Consider the following 19,030-nt stretch of genomic DNA (forward strand, 5'->3'; position numbering starts at 1 on the left):
TGCACGGCTTCGCCGTGCGCGCGTTCAACTCTCGGATGTGCTGTGACCGTGCATGCCCGAGCTGAACGCGCGGTCGGCGTAGCCGACCACCCTACTGAAATGCAGAGCGGCATGGTAGTCTAGCAACACTGTCCGCTCTTCATTACCGCATGACCCTCATCAAGTTCATCGAAATCATGGCGATCCTGGTCGGCGCCTTCTCCGGCTTCATCGAAGCGCGGCGCAAGCGCATGGACCTGGTGGGCGTCTTCACGGTGGCTTTCATCACCGCCTTCGGCGGCGGCACCCTGCGCGACATCCTGCTCGACCGCCGGCCGCTGTTCTGGGTCATCCACCAGGAATACGCGATCCTGATCTTCGTGCTGGCCCTGGTGGCCTCCCCCCTGATCCGCACGCTGCGTCAGATCGTCTCGGAACGCCTGATCGTGATCGCCGACGCGGTCGGCCTGGGCCTGTTCTCGATAGCCGGGGTATCCGCCGCGCTGGCGGCCGACATGCCGATCTTCATCGCCTCGATGATGGGTGTGATCACCGGGATCTTCGGCGGGGTGCTGCGCGACATCGTCTGCAACGAAGTGCCGATGGTGTTCCGCGACGGGAAGCCCTACGCGATCTGCGCCTTCCTGGGGAACTGGCTGTACCTCATGATGCGCCACTATGGCGTGGAGCCGGATTTCGCCCTGTGGACCAGCGCGCTGTTCATCAGCGGGCTGCGCTTGATCACCTGGAAGTTCGATCTGCAGATGGGGCGCTAAGCGCTCCTTTCTCCTCGCGCCAGCAGGCGCGCCAGTGCCCTGCGCAATTCTTCCTGCGTATACGGCTTGGCTAATACGCTGACGTCCAGCCCGTGCAGGCGCTCGGGCGCGACCACATAGCCGCTGGCCAGCAGCACCGGCAGCTTCGGGTGCTGCGTGCGGAGGTGATGCGCCAGGCCGATGCCGTCCATGGCCCCCGGCATGACGACGTCGGAGAACACCAGGTCGAAGCGCTCCAGTGGATGCCGCAGCGCGTCCTGGGCGTCGCGTGCCAGCGTGGCTTCGCAGCCGAGGTTGGCGAGCAACTCCAGGGTCGCGTCGGCGACCGCCGCATCGTCCTCGACATATAGCACGCGGGCGCCCGCCACCAGGGGCGGCGAGGCGGCGCCGTCCTCCTTCTCCTGCCTCCTGGCGGCCCTGCTGCGCGGCAGCAGGATCGATACCGCCGTCCCTTGCGCCGAGCTGTCGATCCAGGCCGTGCCGCCCGATTGCCTGGCGAAACCGTACACCTGGCTCAGGCCCAGGCCGGTCCCGGCGCCGAGCGGCTTGGTCGTGAAGAAGGGATCGAAGGCCTGCCGCACCACCTCGGGCGGCATGCCGGTGCCGGTATCACGCACACTCAGCCAGACGAAGTCGCCGCTCAGTTCCAGCTGGGGCAAGCCCGGCGACGGCAGGCTGAGATTGCGGGCCTGGATGGTGACCGCGCCGCCGTCCGGCATCGCGTCCTTGGCGTTGACGGCCAGGTTGAGCAGCGCCACCTCGAGCTGGGTCAGGTCGGCATCGGCCAGCCACAGGCCGGGTTCGACCTCCAGGGTCAGCGCAATCCGTTCGCGCAGGGACTGCTGCAGCAAGTCCTGCATCTCCTCGAGCTGGCGCGCGATGTCGAGCGCGCCGCCGCTCAATGCCTGGCGCCGGCCGAAGGCCAGCAGCTGGTGGGTCAGCTTGGCGCCGCGCGAGGCCGCGCGCTGGATCGCATGCAGGGCGCGCTGCCAGCGTTCGCTGCCCGGCTCGACCAGCGGCAGCAGGGTCGTCGAACCCTGGATCACCTGCAGCAGGTTGTTGAAGTCATGGGCCACGCCGCCGGTGAGCCGCCCGATCGCTTCCAGCTTGCGCGCCTCGTTCAGGGCGCTTTCGACGCGCTTGCGGGTTTCAGTCTCGGCGACCAGTTCGGCGGTGCGTTCCAGCACCCGCTGCTCCAGCAGAGTGGCCGCGCCCGACAGGGTCTGCATCTGGTCGCGCACCGTGTACTGCCAGGCGCGTGCCCGGCAGGCGGCATCGAAGGCGGTGCGCAGGACGTTGGCGGAACCCGGCCGTCCCAGCACCGTGAGGTTCGCGAACTGGCGCAGGAAGCTCCATTGCAGGTGCGAGCCACCGCTGCCCGCTTGGGCGCTGAGCACGATCAGCGGCATGTCCGACCAGGCGGGCTGGCCCTGCAGGGCAGCGGCCAGCGGCGTCGCGTGCGTCTCCAGGGCGTCGTCGGTGAGCAGCAGCAGCCAGACGTCGGAGTCCTCCACCGCGGCGGCCAGCTGCGCCCCGTCGGCACAGGGCCGGGCCTGCGCGCCCCACTCCGCCAGCAGGCCGGCCAGCGCCTGTTCGTCGTAGCCGAAAGGCGCGCAGATCGCGGCGACCACGCTGGCGCCGGGCTTGCGCGGGTCAGTCATGTTGCACCGGCGGCGGGTCGGAATCCTCCTGCGCGGCGCGCGGCACGCCGGTCAGCACGCCTTCGAAGCCGCCCAGTTGAGGGCCGACCGCGACGCCGGCACTGGTCAGGGAAAACTCGCGGATGCTGCTCTCATGGCGGCCCGGCCGCTTCTTGACGATCGAGATCGCCTTGCGGACCTCGCCCTCGGCCTCGAAGTAGCGCATCAGGATCACGGTGTCGCTGATGAAGGCGATGTCGAGTGGGTCGCCCACGTTGTCCAGCAGGCCGCTCTGGCCCACGATCAGGATCGACAGCACGCCCTGGTGCGACAGGTAGCTGAGCAGCTCGTGCATCTGCAGCATCAGCGCCTTCTCCTCGTGCATGGTCTCGAGGTAGGAATTCAGGCTGTCGATGACGACCACGGCAGCGCCCTGGTCCTCGACCTGGCGCCGCACCTTCCAGATGAATTCCCCCGGCGAGATGCGCGAGGGATTGATGCGCTCCCAATAAATCGTGCCGTTGCGGATGGCATCGGCGGCGCGCATCGACAGGCCGTTGGCACGGTCGATCAGGGTTTCCCTGCTCTCGTCGAAGGCGAAGTAGGCGACGTGTTCCTGGCGCTCGGCCGCCACGTTGGCGTATTGCAGGGCCAGCGAGGACTTGCCGACCCCGGTCGGCCCGAGGATCATCACCGAGGTGCCGCGCATCAGGCCGCCGCCCAGCATCGTGTCCAGGGCCGGGATCTCGCTGGTGATGGTGTCGCGGGTGCGCTCGCCCTTGTGCTCGTCCGCGATCAGGCTGGGAAACACGTACACTTCGCGCTCGGTGATGGCGAAGTCATGCCAGCCGCTCTGGAACTCGGCGCCGCGCATCTTGACCACCCGCAGTCGCCGGCGCGCCGCGCCGAACTCGCGCTCGCGCTGTTCCAGCGTGATCACGCCGTGCACCGTGCCCTGCAGGTCGTACTGGCGCGGCTCGTCGGTCAGGTCGTCCATCAAGAGCGTGGTGCAGTTCTGCTGCAGCAGGAAGCGCTTCAGGGCGACGATCTGGCGCCGGTAGCGCATCGGGTCATCGGCGACCATGCGCAGTTCCGACATCGAATCGATCACCACCCGCCTTGGCCCCTCTTCCTGCACCGCCTCGGTGATCGCCGAGATGGTCTGGCCGAGTTCGACTTCCGACGGAAACAGCACGCTTTGCTGGCGCCCGAGCTGGGCTTCGGCCGGCACGACTTCGCGCAGCCCGATGCCGTCCAGCGACCAGCCATGGCTGGCCGCGGTGGCGCGCAGTTCCTCCACCGTCTCGGACAGCGAGATATACAGGCACTTCTCGCCCTTTTCCGCGCCGTCGATCAGGAAGCGCAGGCCGATGGTGGTCTTGCCGGAGCCGGGACGGCCCTCGATCAGGTGGATACGCTGTTTCGGCAAGCCGCCGCGCAAGACCATGTCGAGCTCGGGGATGCCGGTATGAATTTTTTCCAGGTCGCTCATGTTGTTCTCTCTAGGCTTGTTGGAAGAGCGAGATACACGTACTCATGTCAATTAGACAATTTTTATGCATGATAGCTCAGCTCAGCCTGCACTCGAATAGCAGGCTGGCTTCTCATGAAGCAAGAATAGGACTACAACTGATGAGCTTGGGAAACGCGGGATGCCAGCCGCAACGCTGGAAGCGCCGGCTTAGACGGCGTCGGGGCCGGTTTCGCCGGTACGGATGCGGATCACCTGCTCCACGTTCTGCACGAAGATCTTGCCGTCGCCGATCTTGCCGGTGCGGGCCGCCTTGATGATGGCGTCAACGACCTGGTCGGCCATGCCGTCGTCGACCACCACCTCGATCTTCACCTTCGGCAGGAAGTCCACCACGTACTCGGCGCCGCGATACAGCTCGGTGTGGCCCTTCTGGCGGCCGAAGCCCTTCACTTCGGTCACGGTCAGGCCGGTGACGTTCACTTCGGCCAGCGCCTCGCGCACTTCGTCCAGCTTGAAGGGTTTGATCACGCAGGTAATCTGTTTCATTTTCTTTTCTCTCTAAAAAACAGGAATCAATCAGGGATATTCTTGAGGTCGTCCATCCACACGGTGGCCTCGGAATCCGACGGTGCGCGCCAGTCGCCGCGCGGGGACAGCGAGCCGCCGTTACCGACCTTCGGCCCGTTCGGCACGCAGGTGCGCTTGAACTGGCTGGTCTTGAAGAAGCGCCACAGGAAAATGCCGAGGTTCTTCTTGATCGCAGCCAGCCCGTACTCGTTGCGCACGTTGGCCGCGCTCGGCCACCTGCCCTGCTCGCGGTCGTGCCAGGCGCTCCAGGAAAGGAAGGCCACCTTGCTCGGCTTGAGGCCGTAGCGCAGTGTGTAGTACAGGTTGAAGTCCTGCAGCTCGTAGGGGCCGATGGTGTCCTCGGTGATCTGGGCCGGTTTGCCATCCTTGTCCCCTCCGGGCACCAGCTCGGGGCTGATCTCGGTGTCGAGGATCTTCAGCAGCACGTCGGCGCCATTGTCCACCACCGCGCCGGTCTCGGCTACCCAGCGCACCAGGTAGGAGATCAGGGTCTTGGGCACGCTGGCATTGACGTTGTAGTGCGACATGTGGTCGCCCACGCCGTAGGTGCACCAGCCCAGCGCCAGTTCGGACAGGTCGCCGGTGCCGATCACGATCCCGTTGTGGAAGTTCGCCAGGCGGAACAGGTGGTTGGTGCGCTCGCCGGCCTGCACGTTCTCGAAGGTGATGTCGTATTCCGCCTTGCCCTCCACGTAGGGGTGGCCGAGGTCCTTGAGCATCTGGATGCAGCTCGGGCGGATGTCGATCAGCTGGGCGCTGCAGCCCACCGCCGCCATCAGGTCGTTGGCCTGCTTGAGCGTACGCTCGCTGGTGGCGAAGCCCGGCATCGTATAGGCGAGGATGTTGGTGCGCGGCAGGCCAAGGCGGTCCATGGCCTTGGCGCAGACCAGCAGCGCATGGGTCGAGTCCAGCCCGCCGGAGACGCCGATGACCACCTTCTTGATGCCGGTGCTCGACAGGCGCTGGATCAGGGCCTGCACCTGGATGTTGTAGACTTCAAGGCAGCGCTCGTCGCGGCGCGCCACGTCGGCCGGCACATAGGGGAAGCGTTCGATCGTACGGCTTAGGGGCATGTCGCGCTCCAGGGGCAGCGCGAGCGTGAACTGTACCAGGCGGAACTTCGACACCTCTTCCGCATGGCGGCGCACCGATTGCGCGAAGGTGGTGGCATGCATGCGCTCGTTCGACAGGCGGTCGAGGTCGACGTCGGCGAAGATCACGTGCGAATCGTCGCTGAAGCGTTCCGACTCGGCCAGCAGCTCGCCCTTCTCGTAGATGAGCGACTGGCCGTCCCAGGCCATGTCGTTGGTCGACTCGCCGCGCCCGGCCGAGGTGTACAGGTAGGCGGCCAGGCAGCGCGCCGACTGCTGGCTCACCAGCTGGTGGCGGTAGCCGCTCTTGCCCACCACGACGTTCGAGGCCGACAGGTTGACCAGCACCGTGGCGCCGGCCATTGCGGCGAACGAGGACGGGGGAATCGGCACCCACACGTCTTCGCAGATCTCGACGTGGAAGCGGAACAGGGGCAGGTTCTCGATCTCGAACAGCAGGTTCGCACCGAAAGGCACGGTTGCGCCGAACAGGTCGATTTGCTCCACCGCCGCGCAATCGGCCGCACTGAACTGCCGGGATTCGTAAAACTCGCCATAATTAGGCAGGAAACTCTTGGGCACCACGCCCAGCACCCGGCCACCCGCAACGACGGCGGCGCAATTGAAGAGCTGGTGGTTGACCTTGAGCGGCAGGCCGACGACCAGCGCCACCGGCAGCGCCTTCGAAGCTTCGATGATCTTCGCCAGGCCCTCGAGGCAGCCATCGAGCAGGGCGCGCTGGTGGAACAGGTCTTCGCAGCTGTAGGCCGACAGTCCCAGCTCGGGGAAGGCCACCAGCACGGCGCCTTCGTCGGCGGCCTGGCGGGCCAGCGTCAAGGTCTGCTCGACGTTGAAGGCCGGGTCGGCGATGCGGCAGCGCGGGATGGCCACGGCGACGCGGGCGAAGTGGTGCGTGTAGAGATTGAAGAATTGCTTGTTCATTGGTGAGACTTTCGCTGAGTCGTCGCTCATCAATTCGTTAGGGATGTCATTTTGAATTATCGCACGCATATCGTTTCTTCCTTGTCCGAGATTGGCCAGGAACGGTGGGACGCGCTGGTCTCGGCACAGGAAGACTCCAATCCTTTCCTGTCCTATGCCTTCCTGCACGCGCTGCACGAATCGGGCAGCGCGGCGCCCGAGACCGGCTGGCAGCCGCAGTACATCGTCCTCTACGACGGCGAGCAGCTGGCGGCCGCCCTGCCCCTGTACGTCAAGGGCCACTCCTACGGCGAGTATGTGTTCGACTGGGCCTGGGCCGATGCCTACCACCGGCACGGGGTCGAGTACTATCCGAAGCTGCTCTCCGCAATTCCGTTCACGCCGGTGGCGGGTCCGCGCCTGATGGCGGTGGACGACGCGGCAAGGGCCGCGCTGGTCGAGGTGCTGGTGGCCACGCAGGGCGCGGCCGAGGTCTCGTCGACCCATGTGCTATTCCCGCCCGAGGAGCAGGCGCGCCAGTTGCAGGAGGCCGGCTTCATGCTGCGCAGCGGGGTCCAGTTCCATTGGCTGAACGGGGGGTACGGCACGTTCGACGACTTCCTGTCCACGCTCGAACAGAAGAAGCGCAAGAACATCCGCGCCGAGCGGCGGAAGGTGCGCGAGGCTGGCGTGACGATGCGCCGCGTGCGCGGGCGCGATGCGACGGACGCGGACTGGGTCCTGTTCAACCGCTGCTACCGCCACACCTACAAGGCCCACTATTCGACGCCCTACCTGAACCTGGACTTCTTCCGGCGTATCGGCGCGAGCATGCCCGACAACATCCTGCTCGTCATCGCCTCGCGCGAGGGGCGCGACATCGCGGCTTCGCTGGTGATCCACAACGAGAGCACGCTGTTCGGGCGCTACTGGGGCGAACTGGAACACGTGCCCTGCCTGCACTTCGAGGCGGCCTATTATCAGCCGCTCGAGTTCTGCATCGAACAGGGGATCCAGGCCTTCGAGGGCGGCGCCCAGGGCGAGCACAAGATGGCGCGCGGCTTTCTGCCGACCCGCACCTGGTCAGCGCACTGGCTGGCCCATCCCTCGTTCGCGGACGCGATCGAGCGCTTCCTGGAGCGCGAGCGGGGTGGGATCGACGACTACCTGGACGAGCTCAACGAGCGCAATCCGTTCCGCGAGGGACGCTGAGCGGCAGTGTGAGAATGCATGCATTTCTGGCGGTCCGGCGCGTGCTATCGTCGCCGCCTCTCATCCACCAACGCCAACCTGCATGAAGCGCCTCGCCCTGCTGCTCTGTTTTCCCTTCGCCGCCATGGCTGCGCCGGACGCGCCGGCGTCCCTTGTCCAGTCCCTCGACCGCATCGTCGCCGCACGCTTCAAGCCGGAACTGCCCGGCGTGGCCGCCCTCGTCGTCAAGGACGGCCACCCGGTCCTGCGCAAGGCCTATGGCATGGCCAACGTGGAACTCGGGGTGCCGGTCCAGCCCGGCCACGTGTTCCGGATCGGTTCGACGACCAAGCTGTTCACCGCAAGCGCCGTCATGCTGCTGGTCGACGAAGGCAGGCTCACCCTCAACGCTCCCCTCAAGCGCTACCTGCCGGATGCACCGCCCCATTGGGACAAGGTCACGATCGAGCATCTCTTGAGGCACACCAGCGGTATTCCCAACCTGTCGATGGATTCGGGTTACTGGCGCACGAGCGCTCGCCTGGACCACACGCTGGAAGAACTGATCGCGCCGGTGCGCGAGCGCCCGCTCGACTTCGCGCCAGGTTCGACATTCGCCTACAACAATACCGGCTACAACCTGCTCGCCATGGTGATCGAGAAGGTGTCGGGCGAAGGCTTTTTCGCCTTCCTGGATCGCCGCATCATCCAGCCGCTCGGCCTGAAGCATACGCGCGAAGGCAGCGACAAGGAGCTCATTCCGGGCCTGGTCACCGGCTACCGCAGCGGTCCCGCCCCTGCCATGCTGCTCGCCTCCAGCAACCTGCATGCAGCCGGCGGCCTGGTCAGCACCGTCGACGACCTCGCCGCCTTCATGCTCGCGCTGCAGTCGGGGAAGCTGGTGTCGCCGGCCGGCGTCAAGCGCATGAATACCGACACCATCCTCCCGGACGGCAAGGCGACCGGATATGGGCTCGGTACCTGGGTGCGCACGGTCAACGGCAAGCGCCTGGTCGGGCACGGCGGCTACATCCTCAACTTCTACAGCCAGCTCGAGATGGACATCGATTCGGGCATCGTCGCGATCACGCTGCATAACGGCGACCGCTTCGGCGGCGATAACGAAGTGCTGAGCAAACAGCTGATTTCGGCAGTGCAGGCCTGGAACGGCACGCTCCCGTGAGGGCACGTATAGTGGAAATGTGTGCATCTTCCACAGGCAGCAGTCAACACCAAGTGGATGTACAGCTGCAGCACCGTCGGACCGATGCAGCGGTGTAGACGAACAAAGGGCCGGACCCGCTCGTCGCGAATCCGACCCTGTTTGCCAGTACCTGGCGCCTCAGGCGCCTGCGCTCATCAGTTCCAGCCGCCAGCGTTCGAGCGGAACTCGACGTGAAAAGGCTTGCTGAGTTCGGCCTGCTTGCGCAGGACATGCATTGCGCGCGAGTTGGCGGCGGCCAGCAGCACGCGGGTAGCGGTGTTCAGAAATTTATTCACTTGCGACTCCTTACCTACGATAAGCGATTCGATCGCAACAGCGATCCCATATCACCGTTATAGGGGCGAGTCGGGTGAAATTCCAATTCCCATTAGCAATACCAGACATTAGTCTGGTGAATGTTATTCGAGCTGCCCCCCTAGCCAGGAGCGTATCCCGTCCAGCGAACGGAATTCCGTAACGGAACGGCAAGCGATTTTGGGGTGGCGTACCTGCAACATGCGCGAGAGCGCCGCGCCCGGCCCCAGTTCGAGCGCGACCGTCGCGCCCGCCTCGGCGCAGGCGTCCATGCAGTCCTTCCAGCGGATCGGTTCCGCGATCTGTCGTGGCAGCTCGGCCATCGCTTTCGCCGCATCCTCCACCCCTTCGGCCGAGATACCGGATAACACCGGACAGGTGAAGGCAGACCAGCGCTGCCCTGCCAGCAGCGCGGCGAACGGCGCCACCGCGCCCTGCAGGTAGGGCGTGTGCGATGCAAGCTCGACCGGCAACAGGGTGACCTTGCCGCCGGCTGCCGCCGCCGCCTCCGCGAGCCGCTCACGCCCCTCGGCAGGTCCGCCGGCAACCAGGCTGTCCTCGCCGTTGACGATGGCGGGATGGAAGCCGAAGCGCTGCAGCAGCGGTTCGACCGTCTCGGCCGGCATGCCGGACAGCGCCACCATGCCCTGGCGCTGCCCGTCCGCAAGACAGGCGTTCATCAGCAGGGCACGCTCGGCAGCGAGTCTGACGGCGTCGAGAGGGTCGAGCGCGCCGGCAACGCCGTAGGCGGACAGCTCGCCGATGCTGTAGCCGGCCACCAGTGCGGGCGGCGCCGGCAGTTCGCCCAGCGCGGTCCACATGGCCAGCGTCGCGGCCACGATCGACGGCTGCGCCACGGCGTTGGCAAAGCGCGCTTCTCCTTCCACCGCCGCGCGCAGCAAGGGGCCAAGGGCCGGGTCGGCAAACCACGCGTCGAGCAGGCTGCTCGCCGCCGGATCGCTGCGCGCCATGTCGAACATGCCCGGGTGCTGGCCGCCCTGGCCGGGACACAGGAGGACGAGCCGGCCGGCCATGCTAGTCCATCCCGCCGCACACGGACTGCAGCAGGCATACGGCGCCCAGCAGGTCGGCGGCGCCGCCCGGCGACAGGCGCGCCGCGACAAAGCTGTGGTGGCAGGCCAGCGCGCGCGCTTCCCAGTCCGGTGCCGCCGTGCCGCCGCGCGCGATGAAGGCGCGCGCCTCGCGCTGCACCGTTTGCGCGCCTTCGAGGCCGCCGCGATGGTAGACGTTGGTGTCGCTCATGTGCGCCATCAGGGCGAACAGCGCATCGACCCGGGCCCGGCGAAGTCCGCCGCCTGCCGCCAGGGTGCGCCGCAGGGCCGGCAGGCCGACCGCGAACACGGAGGGAAAGCCGCGCGCCCCCTCCTCGCGCGCGCCGCTGGCCGCGTAGCGCAGGCGCGCCTCCAGGCCGTGCGAGAGCGTATCCGCCTCGCCGCTGTGCGCGCCGAGTTCACGGCCCCACTGGATCAGGAGCGTGGCCTGGATGGCGGCAGCCCTGAGCGGCGTACCCTTGGCGCGGCAGCGGCCGATGGCGGCGCACAGCAGGCCGAGGCAGAAGATCGCGCCGCGGTGGGTATTGATGCCGCCGGTGGCGCGCATCATCCGCGCCTCCGCCGCGATGCCCAGGCGCTTGAGCACGTGGAAAGGGGCATCCTCCATGCCGGCCCGGGCAATCTCGAAAAAGTAACGCCGCAGCGCGAACATGCTGCGCATGAAGGTGGCGGCGTTCATGTCCTCGTGGCTGCCGTTGTCGACCAGCGAGACCAGGCCCGGTTTCGGATACAGCACCAGTTCCGCATACAGGCTGCGCACCGCCAGGCGCGCAAGCTGGCGGCAGAACGGCAGGTCGGCGCCGGTCTGCGGCGGGATCCGGCGTGTGCCGGGCCGCAGCGCGATCAGTTCAGCCATGTGGTGGTCTCCTCCAGCGTCGCGATCAGTTCGTCGGGCGGCACCAGCGCAATCCGCTCGAGGCCTTTTGCCAGTACCCGGGTTCCCGGTGCGCTCGCGAAGGCCGCCTGCAGCTCTTTCCAGGCCACCGCGCGGCCGTCCGCGAACACCACTTCGCCGTCGAGCGGCAGCGTGAGCGCGTGCCGGGCCAGCAGCGCCAGGCCCGCCATCAGCTGCGCACGGCTCAGGGGGCGCAGCAGCAGGTCGATGTCCGACCTGGGCGTCAGGTAGCGCTGTCCGGTGAGCGCCTCCAGCGCCACCGAGCCGTACACGGCCAGCCCGATGCCGGCGTCCGCCGCCTCGCGCTCCAGCGCCGCCAGGCCCTGCTGCCACTGAGGCGGCACCGCGTCGAGGGCGCCCACCAGCGGCAGCGCGCGGGTGCGCCGCCCGATATCCGCCAGGTCCACCCGGCAGCCGACACGCAGCTTGCCGCCCTTGCCGCCCTTCGGGTCGCCGGCGCGGCGCGGCGGCAGGGCGAAGCCGATGGCGACTTCGTTGGGTGGCAAATCGATTTCCGCGCGCCGCACCACGGCCGGCCAGCCGCCGCCCTGCCACAAGTCGAGCGCCTCGAGCGCGTCGAGCGGTGCGGCTTCGCGCACGCGCTCCCAGCCGCGGCCGGTCAGCCAGACCAGGTCATGCCGGGCGAACATGGCTGCCCGTCCTGACCGCTTCCGCCACCGGCTGCGCCAGCAGGCGCCCGCCGCGTTCGCGGCCCAGCGCCATGCGGGTGTCCTCGGCCGGGCCGGCCGCCAGCGCACGCGCCAGCTCGCCTGCGAGGTCCCCCTCCCAGACGCCGTGCAGGCCACCCATGCGCAGGTAGTTCTCCGGGCCCGGCGCGAACACCGGGTTGTCCTTCGCCAGCTCGGTCAGGCGCTCTTCCGGCACCTTGGTGATGCGCGCCATCGCCGGCAGGCCCATCACGCGGATGGTCGCCTGCGGCAGCGCATAGCAGGCGCTGGCGATCAGCCCGCTGGTGATGAAGCCGCCGGACAGCGCCTGGTCGTACACCAGGCCGACCACGACATGTCCCTTGCGGCGAGCGAAGTCCACGCACTTGCCCAGGTGGGCCATGTAGCTGTTGATGCCCAACATCTCGTCGCGGTGGCGCAGGCGCTGGCCGACCGTATCGACCAGGATCAGGATCGGGCGCCCGGGATGCTGCTGCACCGTCTTCAGGATCGCGCGCGCCTGGGCCAGCGCGATTTCGATGCCGATCGGGACGTGCCCGGTGGTGCCGATCACGTCGAGCGCCCTGCCCTCGACCTGCGCCGAGCCGGACAGGAAGTGATCGCGCTCGATGATGTCGTGCCCGCCCGGGAACAGCTGCGTTGCCAGTGTTTGCCAGTCCATTATCGTCCTCCCACGCGGTGCTGCGCCGCCAGTTCCATGAACGCATCCGCATCGAGCATCGGCACGCTGGCCGGATCGGGAACGCCGAGCGTCCTCCATACTTCCATCGGTTCGGACAGTCCCTCGGACAGGTCGATGCGGCGCGCCAGCATGTCCTGTTCGGCCAGCAAATCTTCCAGTGTCAGCTGCGCGCCCCGATTGCGGACATCTTCGATCGCCCGAATGGCGGCGGCGCGGAAGGCCGTCGTATCGTCGGGCACCAGCACCTGGCAGTCGCCCATCAGGTAGCGGTGCTTGCCGCCGGTGGTGCGCCACACCAGGGCGCGGTCGCGCGAATCGAACTCCTCGACGCCGGCCGCGGTCTCGATCACCTCGGGACCGGACATGGCGAGCCGCCCTTCTTCCGACATGATCACCGTGTTGGCGCAGCGCGCCGAGATCCCCATGCCGCCGAAGCAGCCGTTCGAACCGCCCACCAGGGCTACCACCGGGATGCCGGCTTCGCGCGCGTCCAGCATGGCGCGCATCACTTCCGACACCGCGATCAGGCCGGCATTCGCCTCGTGCAGGCGCACCCCGCCCGATTCGAGCAGGAGCAGCACCGCATCGGCCTGTTCCTCGACCGCACGGCGCAGCATCCCGACCAGCTTGGCGCCATGGACCTCGCCCACCGCGCCGCCCATGAAGCCGCCCTCCTGGGCCGCGCCGAACACCAGCCGGCCCTGAATGCGAGCACGCCCGACCACCACACCGTCGTCGAACGAGACCGGCGCATCGAGCTGGGCCAGGTGGGGACTGGCCACGCGCGCGCTGGGCGGCAGGAATTCCTCGAAGCTGCCGGGATCGAAGATCGCCGGGATGCGCTGGCGCGCCGTCAGTTCCAGATAGCTGCTCATGGTGCTCCTCCGGTGAGCGATTCCACCGCCTGGTCCAGGCGCAGGCCGACCACGGCCGGCGTCGCGCCCATGTCGTTGATGCAGATGCGCGCGTCCGCCAGGCTCCAGCGCTGGTGGAAGTCGCTCATCACCGCCTGCCATGTGGCGCCGAAGCCGACCGCCGCGGTGCGCACCTCGATCTCGCAGGCGCCATTGAGCTGCGCCGGCTCGATCAGGACTTCCAGATTGCCCGAGCCGACCACGCCCACCAGCTGCGGCATGCCGCTCAGTGGCCGCGTGCCCTGTTCAAACCTGTATTGAAGGGTTTCCATAAGAGTCCTTACCAGTTCCTGAAGCGTTTCGGCGGATCGTACAGTCCGCCGGATGCGCGCACCAGGCCTTTCATGTTCTTGGCGGCCAGCAGGTCGCGGGTCGCCGTGCGCTTGTCGATGCCGAGGTCTTCGGCGCGGCGGATCACGCCGCGGTCGCGCAGGTTCTCCACCATGCGCTTGTCGCGGCCCATGCCCACCGGCGTATACCCGGCCACGCCGCGGATCGCCTGCTCGCGCTCTTCAATACTGCGGCACAGCAGCAGGTTGGCGATGCCCTCCTCGGTGAGGATGTGGGTGACGTCATCGCCGTAGATCATTACGGGCGGGATCGCCATCCCGGTCTGCTCGGCGAGCTGCCAGGCATCCAGGCGTTCGACAAAGGCCGGCGCCATGTGCTCGCGGAAGGTCTCGACCATCTGCACCACCAGCTTCTGCCCGCGCGGGATGGTGTTGCGGCCCTCGCGCGCCTGCTGACCGGCCTTGAGCCAGGCCGCGCTCGGATGCCTGCGGCCGCGCGCGTCGGCGCCCATGTTGGGCGCGCCGCCGAAGCCGGAGATGCGGCCCAGGGTCGCCGTGGACGAATTGCCCTGCAGGTCGATCTGCAGGGTCGAGCCGATGAACATGTCGCAGGCATAGTGGCCGGCCGCCTGGGAAAAGGCGCGGTTGCTGCGCATCGAGCCGTCCGGGCCGACGAAGAACACGTCGGGCCGGGCGCGGATGTAGTTCTCCATGCCCAGTTCGGAGCCGAAGGAGTGTACCGACTCGACGAAGCCGGCTTCGATCGCCGGGATCAGGGCCGGGTGCGGGTTCAGGGCCCAGTGCCGCGCAATTTTGCCCTTCAACCCGAGCTGCGCCGCATAGGTCGGCAAGAGCAGTTCGATGGCCGCGGTGTCGAAGCCGATGCCGTGGTTCAGGCGCTCGACCTGGTACTCGGCATAGATGCCCTTGATCGCCATCATCGCCATCAGGACCTGGATTTCCGAGATCTGGGCCGGGTCGCGCGTGAACAGCGGCTCGATGTAGTACGGCGTCGGCGACTGCACCACGTATTCCACCCAGCCGGACGGGATGTCCACCCGCGGCAGCTTGTCGACCACCTTGTTCACCTGGGCGATCACGATGCCGCTCTTGAAGGCGGTGGCCTCGACGATGGCCGGCGTGTCCTCGGTGTTCGGGCCGGTGTACAGGTTGCCTTCGCGGTCGGCCATCTCGGCCGCCACCAGCGCCACCCGCGGGGTCAGGTCCACGAAGTAGCGGGAGAACAGCTCCAGGTAAGTGTGGATCGCTCCGATGTTGAGCTTGCCCGATTGCGCCAGCTTGGCCAGGCGCCCGGCCTGCGGCCCGGAGAATGAGAAGTCCAGGCGCGACCCCAGGCCCTTTTCGAACACGTCGAGGTGCTCGGGCAGCGACAGCACCGACAGCAGCATGTGCAGATTGTTGACGCGGGCCGGGTCGACTTTTGTGAGCGCCTTGCCGAGGAAATCGGCCTGCTTCTGGTTGTTCCCTTCCAGGCAGACGCGGTCGCCCGGCTCCAGTACCGCGTGCAGCAGCTCGACGATGTGCGAGGACGCAACGATCTTGCCGTCCAGCGCCCCGCCGAGCGCCGCCTGGGCGCGTGCCAGGCGTGCGCTGCGGTTGTGTTGCTGGGTAGTCCAGCGGCCTTCCACTGCATTCATGTCTTCTCCTTGGTCAAGCTTACAGGACCACGAACAGCAGCCACACCACGACCGGCGCGACCAGGGTCACGATCCCGCCGTAGATCATCAGCTGGCGCAGGAACACGTCGCGGTCGATGTGCTGGGCACTGGCCAGCACCAGCGCGCCGTTGGTCGAGAACGGGCTGACGTCGACGATGGTGGAGGCCACCGCCATCGCTGCGATGAAGCCGATCGGGTCCACGCCGGTGCCGGACGCCAGGAAAGGCACGGCCAGCGGGATCAGGGAACCCAGCACCGCCGTCGAGGACGCGAAGGCGGACACGATGGCGCCCACGAACAGCAGCAGCAAGGCCACCATCATCGGCGACGTGAGGGTGGCGACGGTGTCGCCGACCCAGGTGATGGTGCCCATCTTCTGCATCACGCCCACATAGGTGCTGACGCCGACGATCAGCATGATCTCGGGCCACGAGACCTGGCCGATGGCGCGCTTCTGCACCTGCGGCGACAGGATCGAGATCAGGAGGCCGATGGTGATGGCGACGAAGCCGATGTCGAGCTTGTACATCAGGGTCAGCACGGCCAGCGCGATCAGGCCGGCCACGGTGACGATCTGGTGCAGGGTCGGGCCTACGTGCCGTTCGGCGCCCACGGCGCCGGCCGCTCCGCCCGCACCCACCGGGCCCACACCGGCCGCCGCGCTGCTCGAGCGCTGCGCCGTCAGGCGTTCCTCGCTGGCCGCTTCGTTCTCGGCGTCGCCGTAGATTTGCGGTCCCTGCGCCGCCACTGCCACCGGCTGGCCGAACGGCATCATCCCGATGCCGGCGCCGGGCGCCGACTTCGGCACCTGCTGGCGCATCAGCTTCATCCCGCCGAAGACGAAGAACAGCACCGCCGACACCGCCAGGTTGACGCCCAGGCTGGTGAGCGCGGTGGTCATTTCGGACAACGGCAAGCCCGCCTCGTGCACCACCTTGTTGGTGATGCCGCCATAGATGCTGATGGGAGAAAAGCCGCCGCCCTGGGCGCCGTGGACCACCATCATGCCCATCATCAGGGGATTGATGTTGTACTTGGCGGCGAAGCCGAGCGCGATCGGGGCGATGATCGCCACCGCCGCCGGGCTCACGGCGCCCACCGAGGTGAGCACCGCGGTGATGGCGAACATCACCCAGGGAATGGCGGCGATGCGCCCGCCCACAGCCCGCACCGCGAGCCGGACCAGCCAGTCGATGGTGCCGTTGTTCTGGGCCTGGGCGAACAGGAAGGTGATCCCGACCAGGGTCAGGAACAGTTCGGCGGGAAAGCCCGCCATGATGGCCTTGGCCTGCATGCCGGCCACGACCGAGCCGACCAGGAAAGCGCCCACGAAGGCGATGACGCCCATGTTGATGGGCAGTGCGGTGGCCAGCACGAACATCAGCGCCAGCACGAGGATTGCGATCATATGAGAGGACACGGTAGTGCTCCTTCAAGGCGCGGCGCCGGGCGGACTGGGCCCGGCGCCGCAGGTGATACGTCTCCAATGCATGCCTGGCCGCCGCTTGGACCGCCGTGCCGGACATGCTCTTTTGTTATGGTGTTAGAGACGTAAGGTAGCCCTGAATTCCTGTCCGATCAATTACGCTCGCCGTGGGACGTTTACGTTCAGCGAAACGGTCGGGACGAAATCTCAGGCGGGCCCATGCTTGAGCATGCGGCAAACCGCCGCCAGGGCCAGCAGGTTGGGATCGCGTTCGCGCACCCGCAGGAAGCTCAGGCCGATGGTCTGGCGCATGCGGTAGTCGGCCTTCAGGGGGATCAGCTGCACCTTGTCGCCGAAGGCATCGCGCACCCGGCCCGGCAGCAGGGTATAGCCGATGCCCGCCGCCACCAGGTTCATCAGCGAGAAGATGTCGCCCACGCGGGTGACGATGGCCGGCGCGAAGCCGGCGATGCGGAAGGCTTCCTGGAAGCCGCTGAAGGTGACGAAGCCGTCGCGCAGGCACACGAACTTCTCGCCGGCGCACTCGCGCAGGTCGACCTCCTTCATGCCGGCATACGGCGAGCCGGCGGGGGCAGCGAAAAAGACCTCGTCCTCGAACAGGGCGATCGATTCGACCTCCGGATCGGGATCGGGCACCGCGATCAGGGCGGCGTCGATCGCGTTCTGCTTGAGCTTGTGCAGCAGGTCGTCGTTGGAGCCGAGCACCAGCTCGGTCTCGAGCTCCTGCTTGCGCAGCTTGATGCCGATGATGACGTTGGGGACGATCCCGGTGGTGAGCGAGTACAGCGAGCCGATCTTGAGGTGGTCGGCCGAATAGCCGGCCGCCGAGCGGGTGGCGGCGATGCCGTCGGCCATCAGCTTGAGCACGTCGGCGCTGACCTCGGCCAGCACCTGGGCCGCCTCGTTCGGGATCAGGTTGCGGCCCTGCAGGCTGAACAGCTGGCAGCTCATCGCCTCTTCCAGCGAATGCAGGGCCCGGTGCACGCTCACCGCGCTGATGTCGAGCATGCGCGCCGCGGCGTTCAGGTTGCCGCCTTCCATGTAGGCGAGCAGGATCTCGAGCTTGCGGAAAGTGATGTCTTCGCTGATCCGGTTGCGCATGGATTGCCTGGGAAGTGGTCGAGAATGGCGAGGATACGCCCTGCTCAGGATGCGGGCAAGCCCGCGTCTGTGTCCGCCTTGTCCGCCACGAACAGGTCCGGATGGCTCTCCGCGCATTCGCGCAGCAGGTTCCACACCACCTTCACCCGGCGCAGGCGGTACAGGTCGGTCGGCGCCGCCAGCCAGAATGCACGTTCGGCGTGGAAATCCGGCAGCACCCGCACCAGGCGGCCGTTGTCGGGCACCGCATAGGGCGGCGCCATCATCAGGCCCATGCCGAGCGACGCGGCTTCCAGCTGCGCCGTCATGCCCGAGCAGCACATGCGCCGCCGCGGCGTGAAACCCAGCTCGTTCAGGTAGGACAGTTCGCGGCTGGCCAGCCGGTCCTGCACGTAGTCGACGAAGTCGTGGCCGGCCAGGTCGGCCTGGGTGCGGATCGGCGGATGCTTGGCCAGGTAGATCGGCGAGGCATACAGGTAGAAGTGAAAGGAAGCCAGCCGCGTCACCATGTAGCGTCCGGTGGTGGGAGCATCCATCGTGACCCCGAGGTCGGCCTCGCGGTTGGCCAGGTTGGCGAAGCTGGGCAGCGCCAGCAGGTCGATCGACAGGTCGGGATGCTGGGCCAAGAGCCTGGCCAGCAGCGGCGCCACCACCCGCACCCCGAAGACCTCGGGCACGCCGAGCCGCACCACGCCGTGCGCCGCCACTTCGGCCCCGCCGATCTGTTCGGCCGCCGCCAGCGCCGCCCCCTCCATCGCCTCGGCATGCGGCAGCAGCGCGCGCCCGACCTCGGTCAGCTCGTAGCCTTCGCGCGAGCGGTCGAACAGGGTGGAGCCGAGCTGGGCTTCCAGCCGGTCGATGCGGCGCGCCACGGTCGTGTGCTCCACTTCCAGCCGGCGCGAGGCGCCCGAGAGGGTGCCGGCGCGCGCCAGCTCCAGGAAGAATCGCAGGTCGGTCCACTCAGGCAGCGTATTCATCAGACGGGTTGTTTGATATCAAGATGACATATTGTGCACTAGTGCACATTCCCCCTGCAATCGTTTGGCGCTTTTCGCATGCGGCAGCGCACAAACGGTGCACC

At 67.3% G+C, this 19,030-nt stretch carries 18 protein-coding genes; 3 read left to right on the plus strand and 15 right to left on the minus strand.

Annotated elements, in window-relative coordinates:
* The first annotated feature begins 149 nt into the window (after positions 1–149).
* Complete coding sequence (locus ACK6C6_RS14110; protein ID WP_027866030.1) at positions 150–755, plus strand: trimeric intracellular cation channel family protein; 606 nt, start codon at positions 150–152, stop codon at positions 753–755.
* Here the strand turns inward: ACK6C6_RS14110 and ACK6C6_RS14115 are convergent.
* The 4 genes from ACK6C6_RS14115 to ACK6C6_RS14130 all read right to left on the minus strand — a co-directional run bounded on the left by ACK6C6_RS14115 (position 752) and on the right by ACK6C6_RS14130 (position 6,490).
* On the minus strand, positions 752–2,416 hold the full coding sequence (locus ACK6C6_RS14115; RefSeq protein WP_409267811.1) for an ATP-binding protein: 1,665 nt from the start codon (positions 2,414–2,416) through the stop codon (positions 752–754). The genes ACK6C6_RS14110 and ACK6C6_RS14115 overlap by 4 nt on opposite strands.
* Entirely contained in the window at positions 2,409–3,887 is a 1,479-nt protein-coding gene (locus tag ACK6C6_RS14120) for an ATPase domain-containing protein (protein WP_409267812.1), read from the minus strand. Before ACK6C6_RS14120 ends, ACK6C6_RS14115 begins: the two co-directional genes overlap by 8 nt.
* Before the next feature lie 189 nt (positions 3,888–4,076).
* Positions 4,077–4,415 carry a P-II family nitrogen regulator gene (locus ACK6C6_RS14125; RefSeq protein ID WP_027866032.1) on the minus strand — a complete coding sequence of 113 codons (339 nt, stop codon included), beginning with the start codon at positions 4,413–4,415 and terminating at the stop codon, positions 4,077–4,079.
* Between the two features lie 26 nt (positions 4,416–4,441).
* Complete coding sequence (locus ACK6C6_RS14130; RefSeq protein ID WP_409267813.1) at positions 4,442–6,490, minus strand: NAD(+) synthase; 2,049 nt, start codon at positions 6,488–6,490, stop codon at positions 4,442–4,444.
* A 51-nt stretch (positions 6,491–6,541) separates the two neighbouring features.
* On the opposite strand from ACK6C6_RS14130, the gene ACK6C6_RS14135 reads away from it, so the two are divergent.
* Both ACK6C6_RS14135 and ACK6C6_RS14140 read left to right on the plus strand, forming a co-directional pair.
* Positions 6,542–7,681, plus strand: a complete 1,140-nt coding sequence (locus ACK6C6_RS14135) for a GNAT family N-acetyltransferase (RefSeq protein ID WP_409267814.1) — start codon at positions 6,542–6,544, stop codon at positions 7,679–7,681.
* An 82-nt stretch (positions 7,682–7,763) separates the two neighbouring features.
* Positions 7,764–8,843, plus strand: a complete 1,080-nt coding sequence (locus ACK6C6_RS14140) for a serine hydrolase domain-containing protein (RefSeq protein WP_409267815.1) — start codon at positions 7,764–7,766, stop codon at positions 8,841–8,843.
* Between the two features lie 176 nt (positions 8,844–9,019).
* Here ACK6C6_RS14140 and ACK6C6_RS14145 read toward each other — a convergent pair whose 3' ends face one another.
* From ACK6C6_RS14145 to ACK6C6_RS14195, 11 genes are all read right to left on the minus strand, one after another.
* A complete protein-coding gene (locus ACK6C6_RS14145) occupies positions 9,020–9,160 on the minus strand; it encodes a hypothetical protein (protein ID WP_409267816.1) in 141 nt (46 codons plus the stop codon).
* Positions 9,161–9,283: 123 nt separating this feature from the next.
* Positions 9,284–10,213, minus strand: a complete 930-nt coding sequence (locus ACK6C6_RS14150) for an ACP S-malonyltransferase (RefSeq protein WP_409267817.1) — start codon at positions 10,211–10,213, stop codon at positions 9,284–9,286.
* A 1-nt stretch (position 10,214) separates the two neighbouring features.
* Complete coding sequence (gene mdcB, locus ACK6C6_RS14155) at positions 10,215–11,108, minus strand: triphosphoribosyl-dephospho-CoA synthase MdcB (RefSeq protein ID WP_409267818.1); 894 nt, start codon at positions 11,106–11,108, stop codon at positions 10,215–10,217.
* Entirely contained in the window at positions 11,096–11,797 is a 702-nt protein-coding gene (mdcG, locus tag ACK6C6_RS14160) for a malonate decarboxylase holo-[acyl-carrier-protein] synthase (RefSeq protein WP_409267819.1), read from the minus strand. Before mdcG ends, mdcB begins: the two co-directional genes overlap by 13 nt.
* On the minus strand, positions 11,781–12,497 hold the full coding sequence (locus ACK6C6_RS14165; protein ID WP_409267820.1) for a biotin-independent malonate decarboxylase subunit gamma: 717 nt from the start codon (positions 12,495–12,497) through the stop codon (positions 11,781–11,783). Before ACK6C6_RS14165 ends, mdcG begins: the two co-directional genes overlap by 17 nt.
* On the minus strand, positions 12,497–13,393 hold the full coding sequence (locus ACK6C6_RS14170) for a biotin-independent malonate decarboxylase subunit beta (protein WP_409267821.1): 897 nt from the start codon (positions 13,391–13,393) through the stop codon (positions 12,497–12,499). Before ACK6C6_RS14170 ends, ACK6C6_RS14165 begins: the two co-directional genes overlap by 1 nt.
* The gene (mdcC, locus tag ACK6C6_RS14175; protein WP_209588545.1) at positions 13,390–13,704 is read right to left on the minus strand and encodes a malonate decarboxylase acyl carrier protein; all 315 of its coding nucleotides are present in this window, start codon (positions 13,702–13,704) and stop codon (positions 13,390–13,392) included. Before mdcC ends, ACK6C6_RS14170 begins: the two co-directional genes overlap by 4 nt.
* A gap of 8 nt (positions 13,705–13,712) precedes the next feature.
* Positions 13,713–15,380, minus strand: coding sequence for a malonate decarboxylase subunit alpha (gene mdcA / locus ACK6C6_RS14180; protein WP_409267822.1), 1,668 nt, complete (start codon positions 15,378–15,380; stop codon positions 13,713–13,715).
* Between the two features lie 19 nt (positions 15,381–15,399).
* The gene (locus ACK6C6_RS14185) at positions 15,400–16,821 is read right to left on the minus strand and encodes an SLC13 family permease (RefSeq protein ID WP_409267823.1); all 1,422 of its coding nucleotides are present in this window, start codon (positions 16,819–16,821) and stop codon (positions 15,400–15,402) included.
* A 213-nt stretch (positions 16,822–17,034) separates the two neighbouring features.
* On the minus strand, positions 17,035–17,949 hold the full coding sequence (locus tag ACK6C6_RS14190; protein WP_409267824.1) for a LysR family transcriptional regulator: 915 nt from the start codon (positions 17,947–17,949) through the stop codon (positions 17,035–17,037).
* A 44-nt stretch (positions 17,950–17,993) separates the two neighbouring features.
* On the minus strand, positions 17,994–18,926 hold the full coding sequence (locus tag ACK6C6_RS14195; protein WP_409267825.1) for a LysR family transcriptional regulator: 933 nt from the start codon (positions 18,924–18,926) through the stop codon (positions 17,994–17,996).
* Between the last annotated feature and the right edge of the window lie 104 nt (positions 18,927–19,030).

The sequence above is a fragment of the Massilia sp. BHUDP2 genome, from assembly GCF_046236355.1.
GTDB classification, from domain to species: Bacteria; Pseudomonadota; Gammaproteobacteria; order Burkholderiales; family Burkholderiaceae_D; genus Telluria; species Telluria varians.

Excerpts from the sequence above, each read along its gene's own strand:
- ACK6C6_RS14140 (WP_409267815.1), top strand. The coding sequence starts at position 7,764 with ATGAAGCGCCTCGCCCTGCTGCTCTGTTTTCCCTTCGCCGCCATGGCT.
- ACK6C6_RS14150 (WP_409267817.1), bottom strand. The coding sequence starts at position 10,213 with ATGGCCGGCCGGCTCGTCCTCCTGTGTCCCGGCCAGGGCGGCCAGCAC.
- ACK6C6_RS14165 (WP_409267820.1), bottom strand. The coding sequence starts at position 12,497 with ATGGACTGGCAAACACTGGCAACGCAGCTGTTCCCGGGCGGGCACGAC.
- mdcC (WP_209588545.1), bottom strand. The coding sequence starts at position 13,704 with ATGGAAACCCTTCAATACAGGTTTGAACAGGGCACGCGGCCACTGAGC.
- ACK6C6_RS14110 (WP_027866030.1), top strand. The coding sequence starts at position 150 with ATGACCCTCATCAAGTTCATCGAAATCATGGCGATCCTGGTCGGCGCC.
- ACK6C6_RS14130 (WP_409267813.1), bottom strand. The coding sequence starts at position 6,490 with ATGAACAAGCAATTCTTCAATCTCTACACGCACCACTTCGCCCGCGTC.
- mdcG (WP_409267819.1), bottom strand. The coding sequence starts at position 11,797 with ATGTTCGCCCGGCATGACCTGGTCTGGCTGACCGGCCGCGGCTGGGAG.
- mdcB (WP_409267818.1), bottom strand. The coding sequence starts at position 11,108 with ATGGCTGAACTGATCGCGCTGCGGCCCGGCACACGCCGGATCCCGCCG.
- ACK6C6_RS14170 (WP_409267821.1), bottom strand. The coding sequence starts at position 13,393 with ATGAGCAGCTATCTGGAACTGACGGCGCGCCAGCGCATCCCGGCGATC.
- mdcA (WP_409267822.1), bottom strand. The coding sequence starts at position 15,380 with ATGAATGCAGTGGAAGGCCGCTGGACTACCCAGCAACACAACCGCAGC.
- ACK6C6_RS14125 (WP_027866032.1), bottom strand. The coding sequence starts at position 4,415 with ATGAAACAGATTACCTGCGTGATCAAACCCTTCAAGCTGGACGAAGTG.
- ACK6C6_RS14195 (WP_409267825.1), bottom strand. The coding sequence starts at position 18,926 with ATGAATACGCTGCCTGAGTGGACCGACCTGCGATTCTTCCTGGAGCTG.
- ACK6C6_RS14115 (WP_409267811.1), bottom strand. The coding sequence starts at position 2,416 with ATGACTGACCCGCGCAAGCCCGGCGCCAGCGTGGTCGCCGCGATCTGC.
- ACK6C6_RS14190 (WP_409267824.1), bottom strand. The coding sequence starts at position 17,949 with ATGCGCAACCGGATCAGCGAAGACATCACTTTCCGCAAGCTCGAGATC.
- ACK6C6_RS14120 (WP_409267812.1), bottom strand. The coding sequence starts at position 3,887 with ATGAGCGACCTGGAAAAAATTCATACCGGCATCCCCGAGCTCGACATG.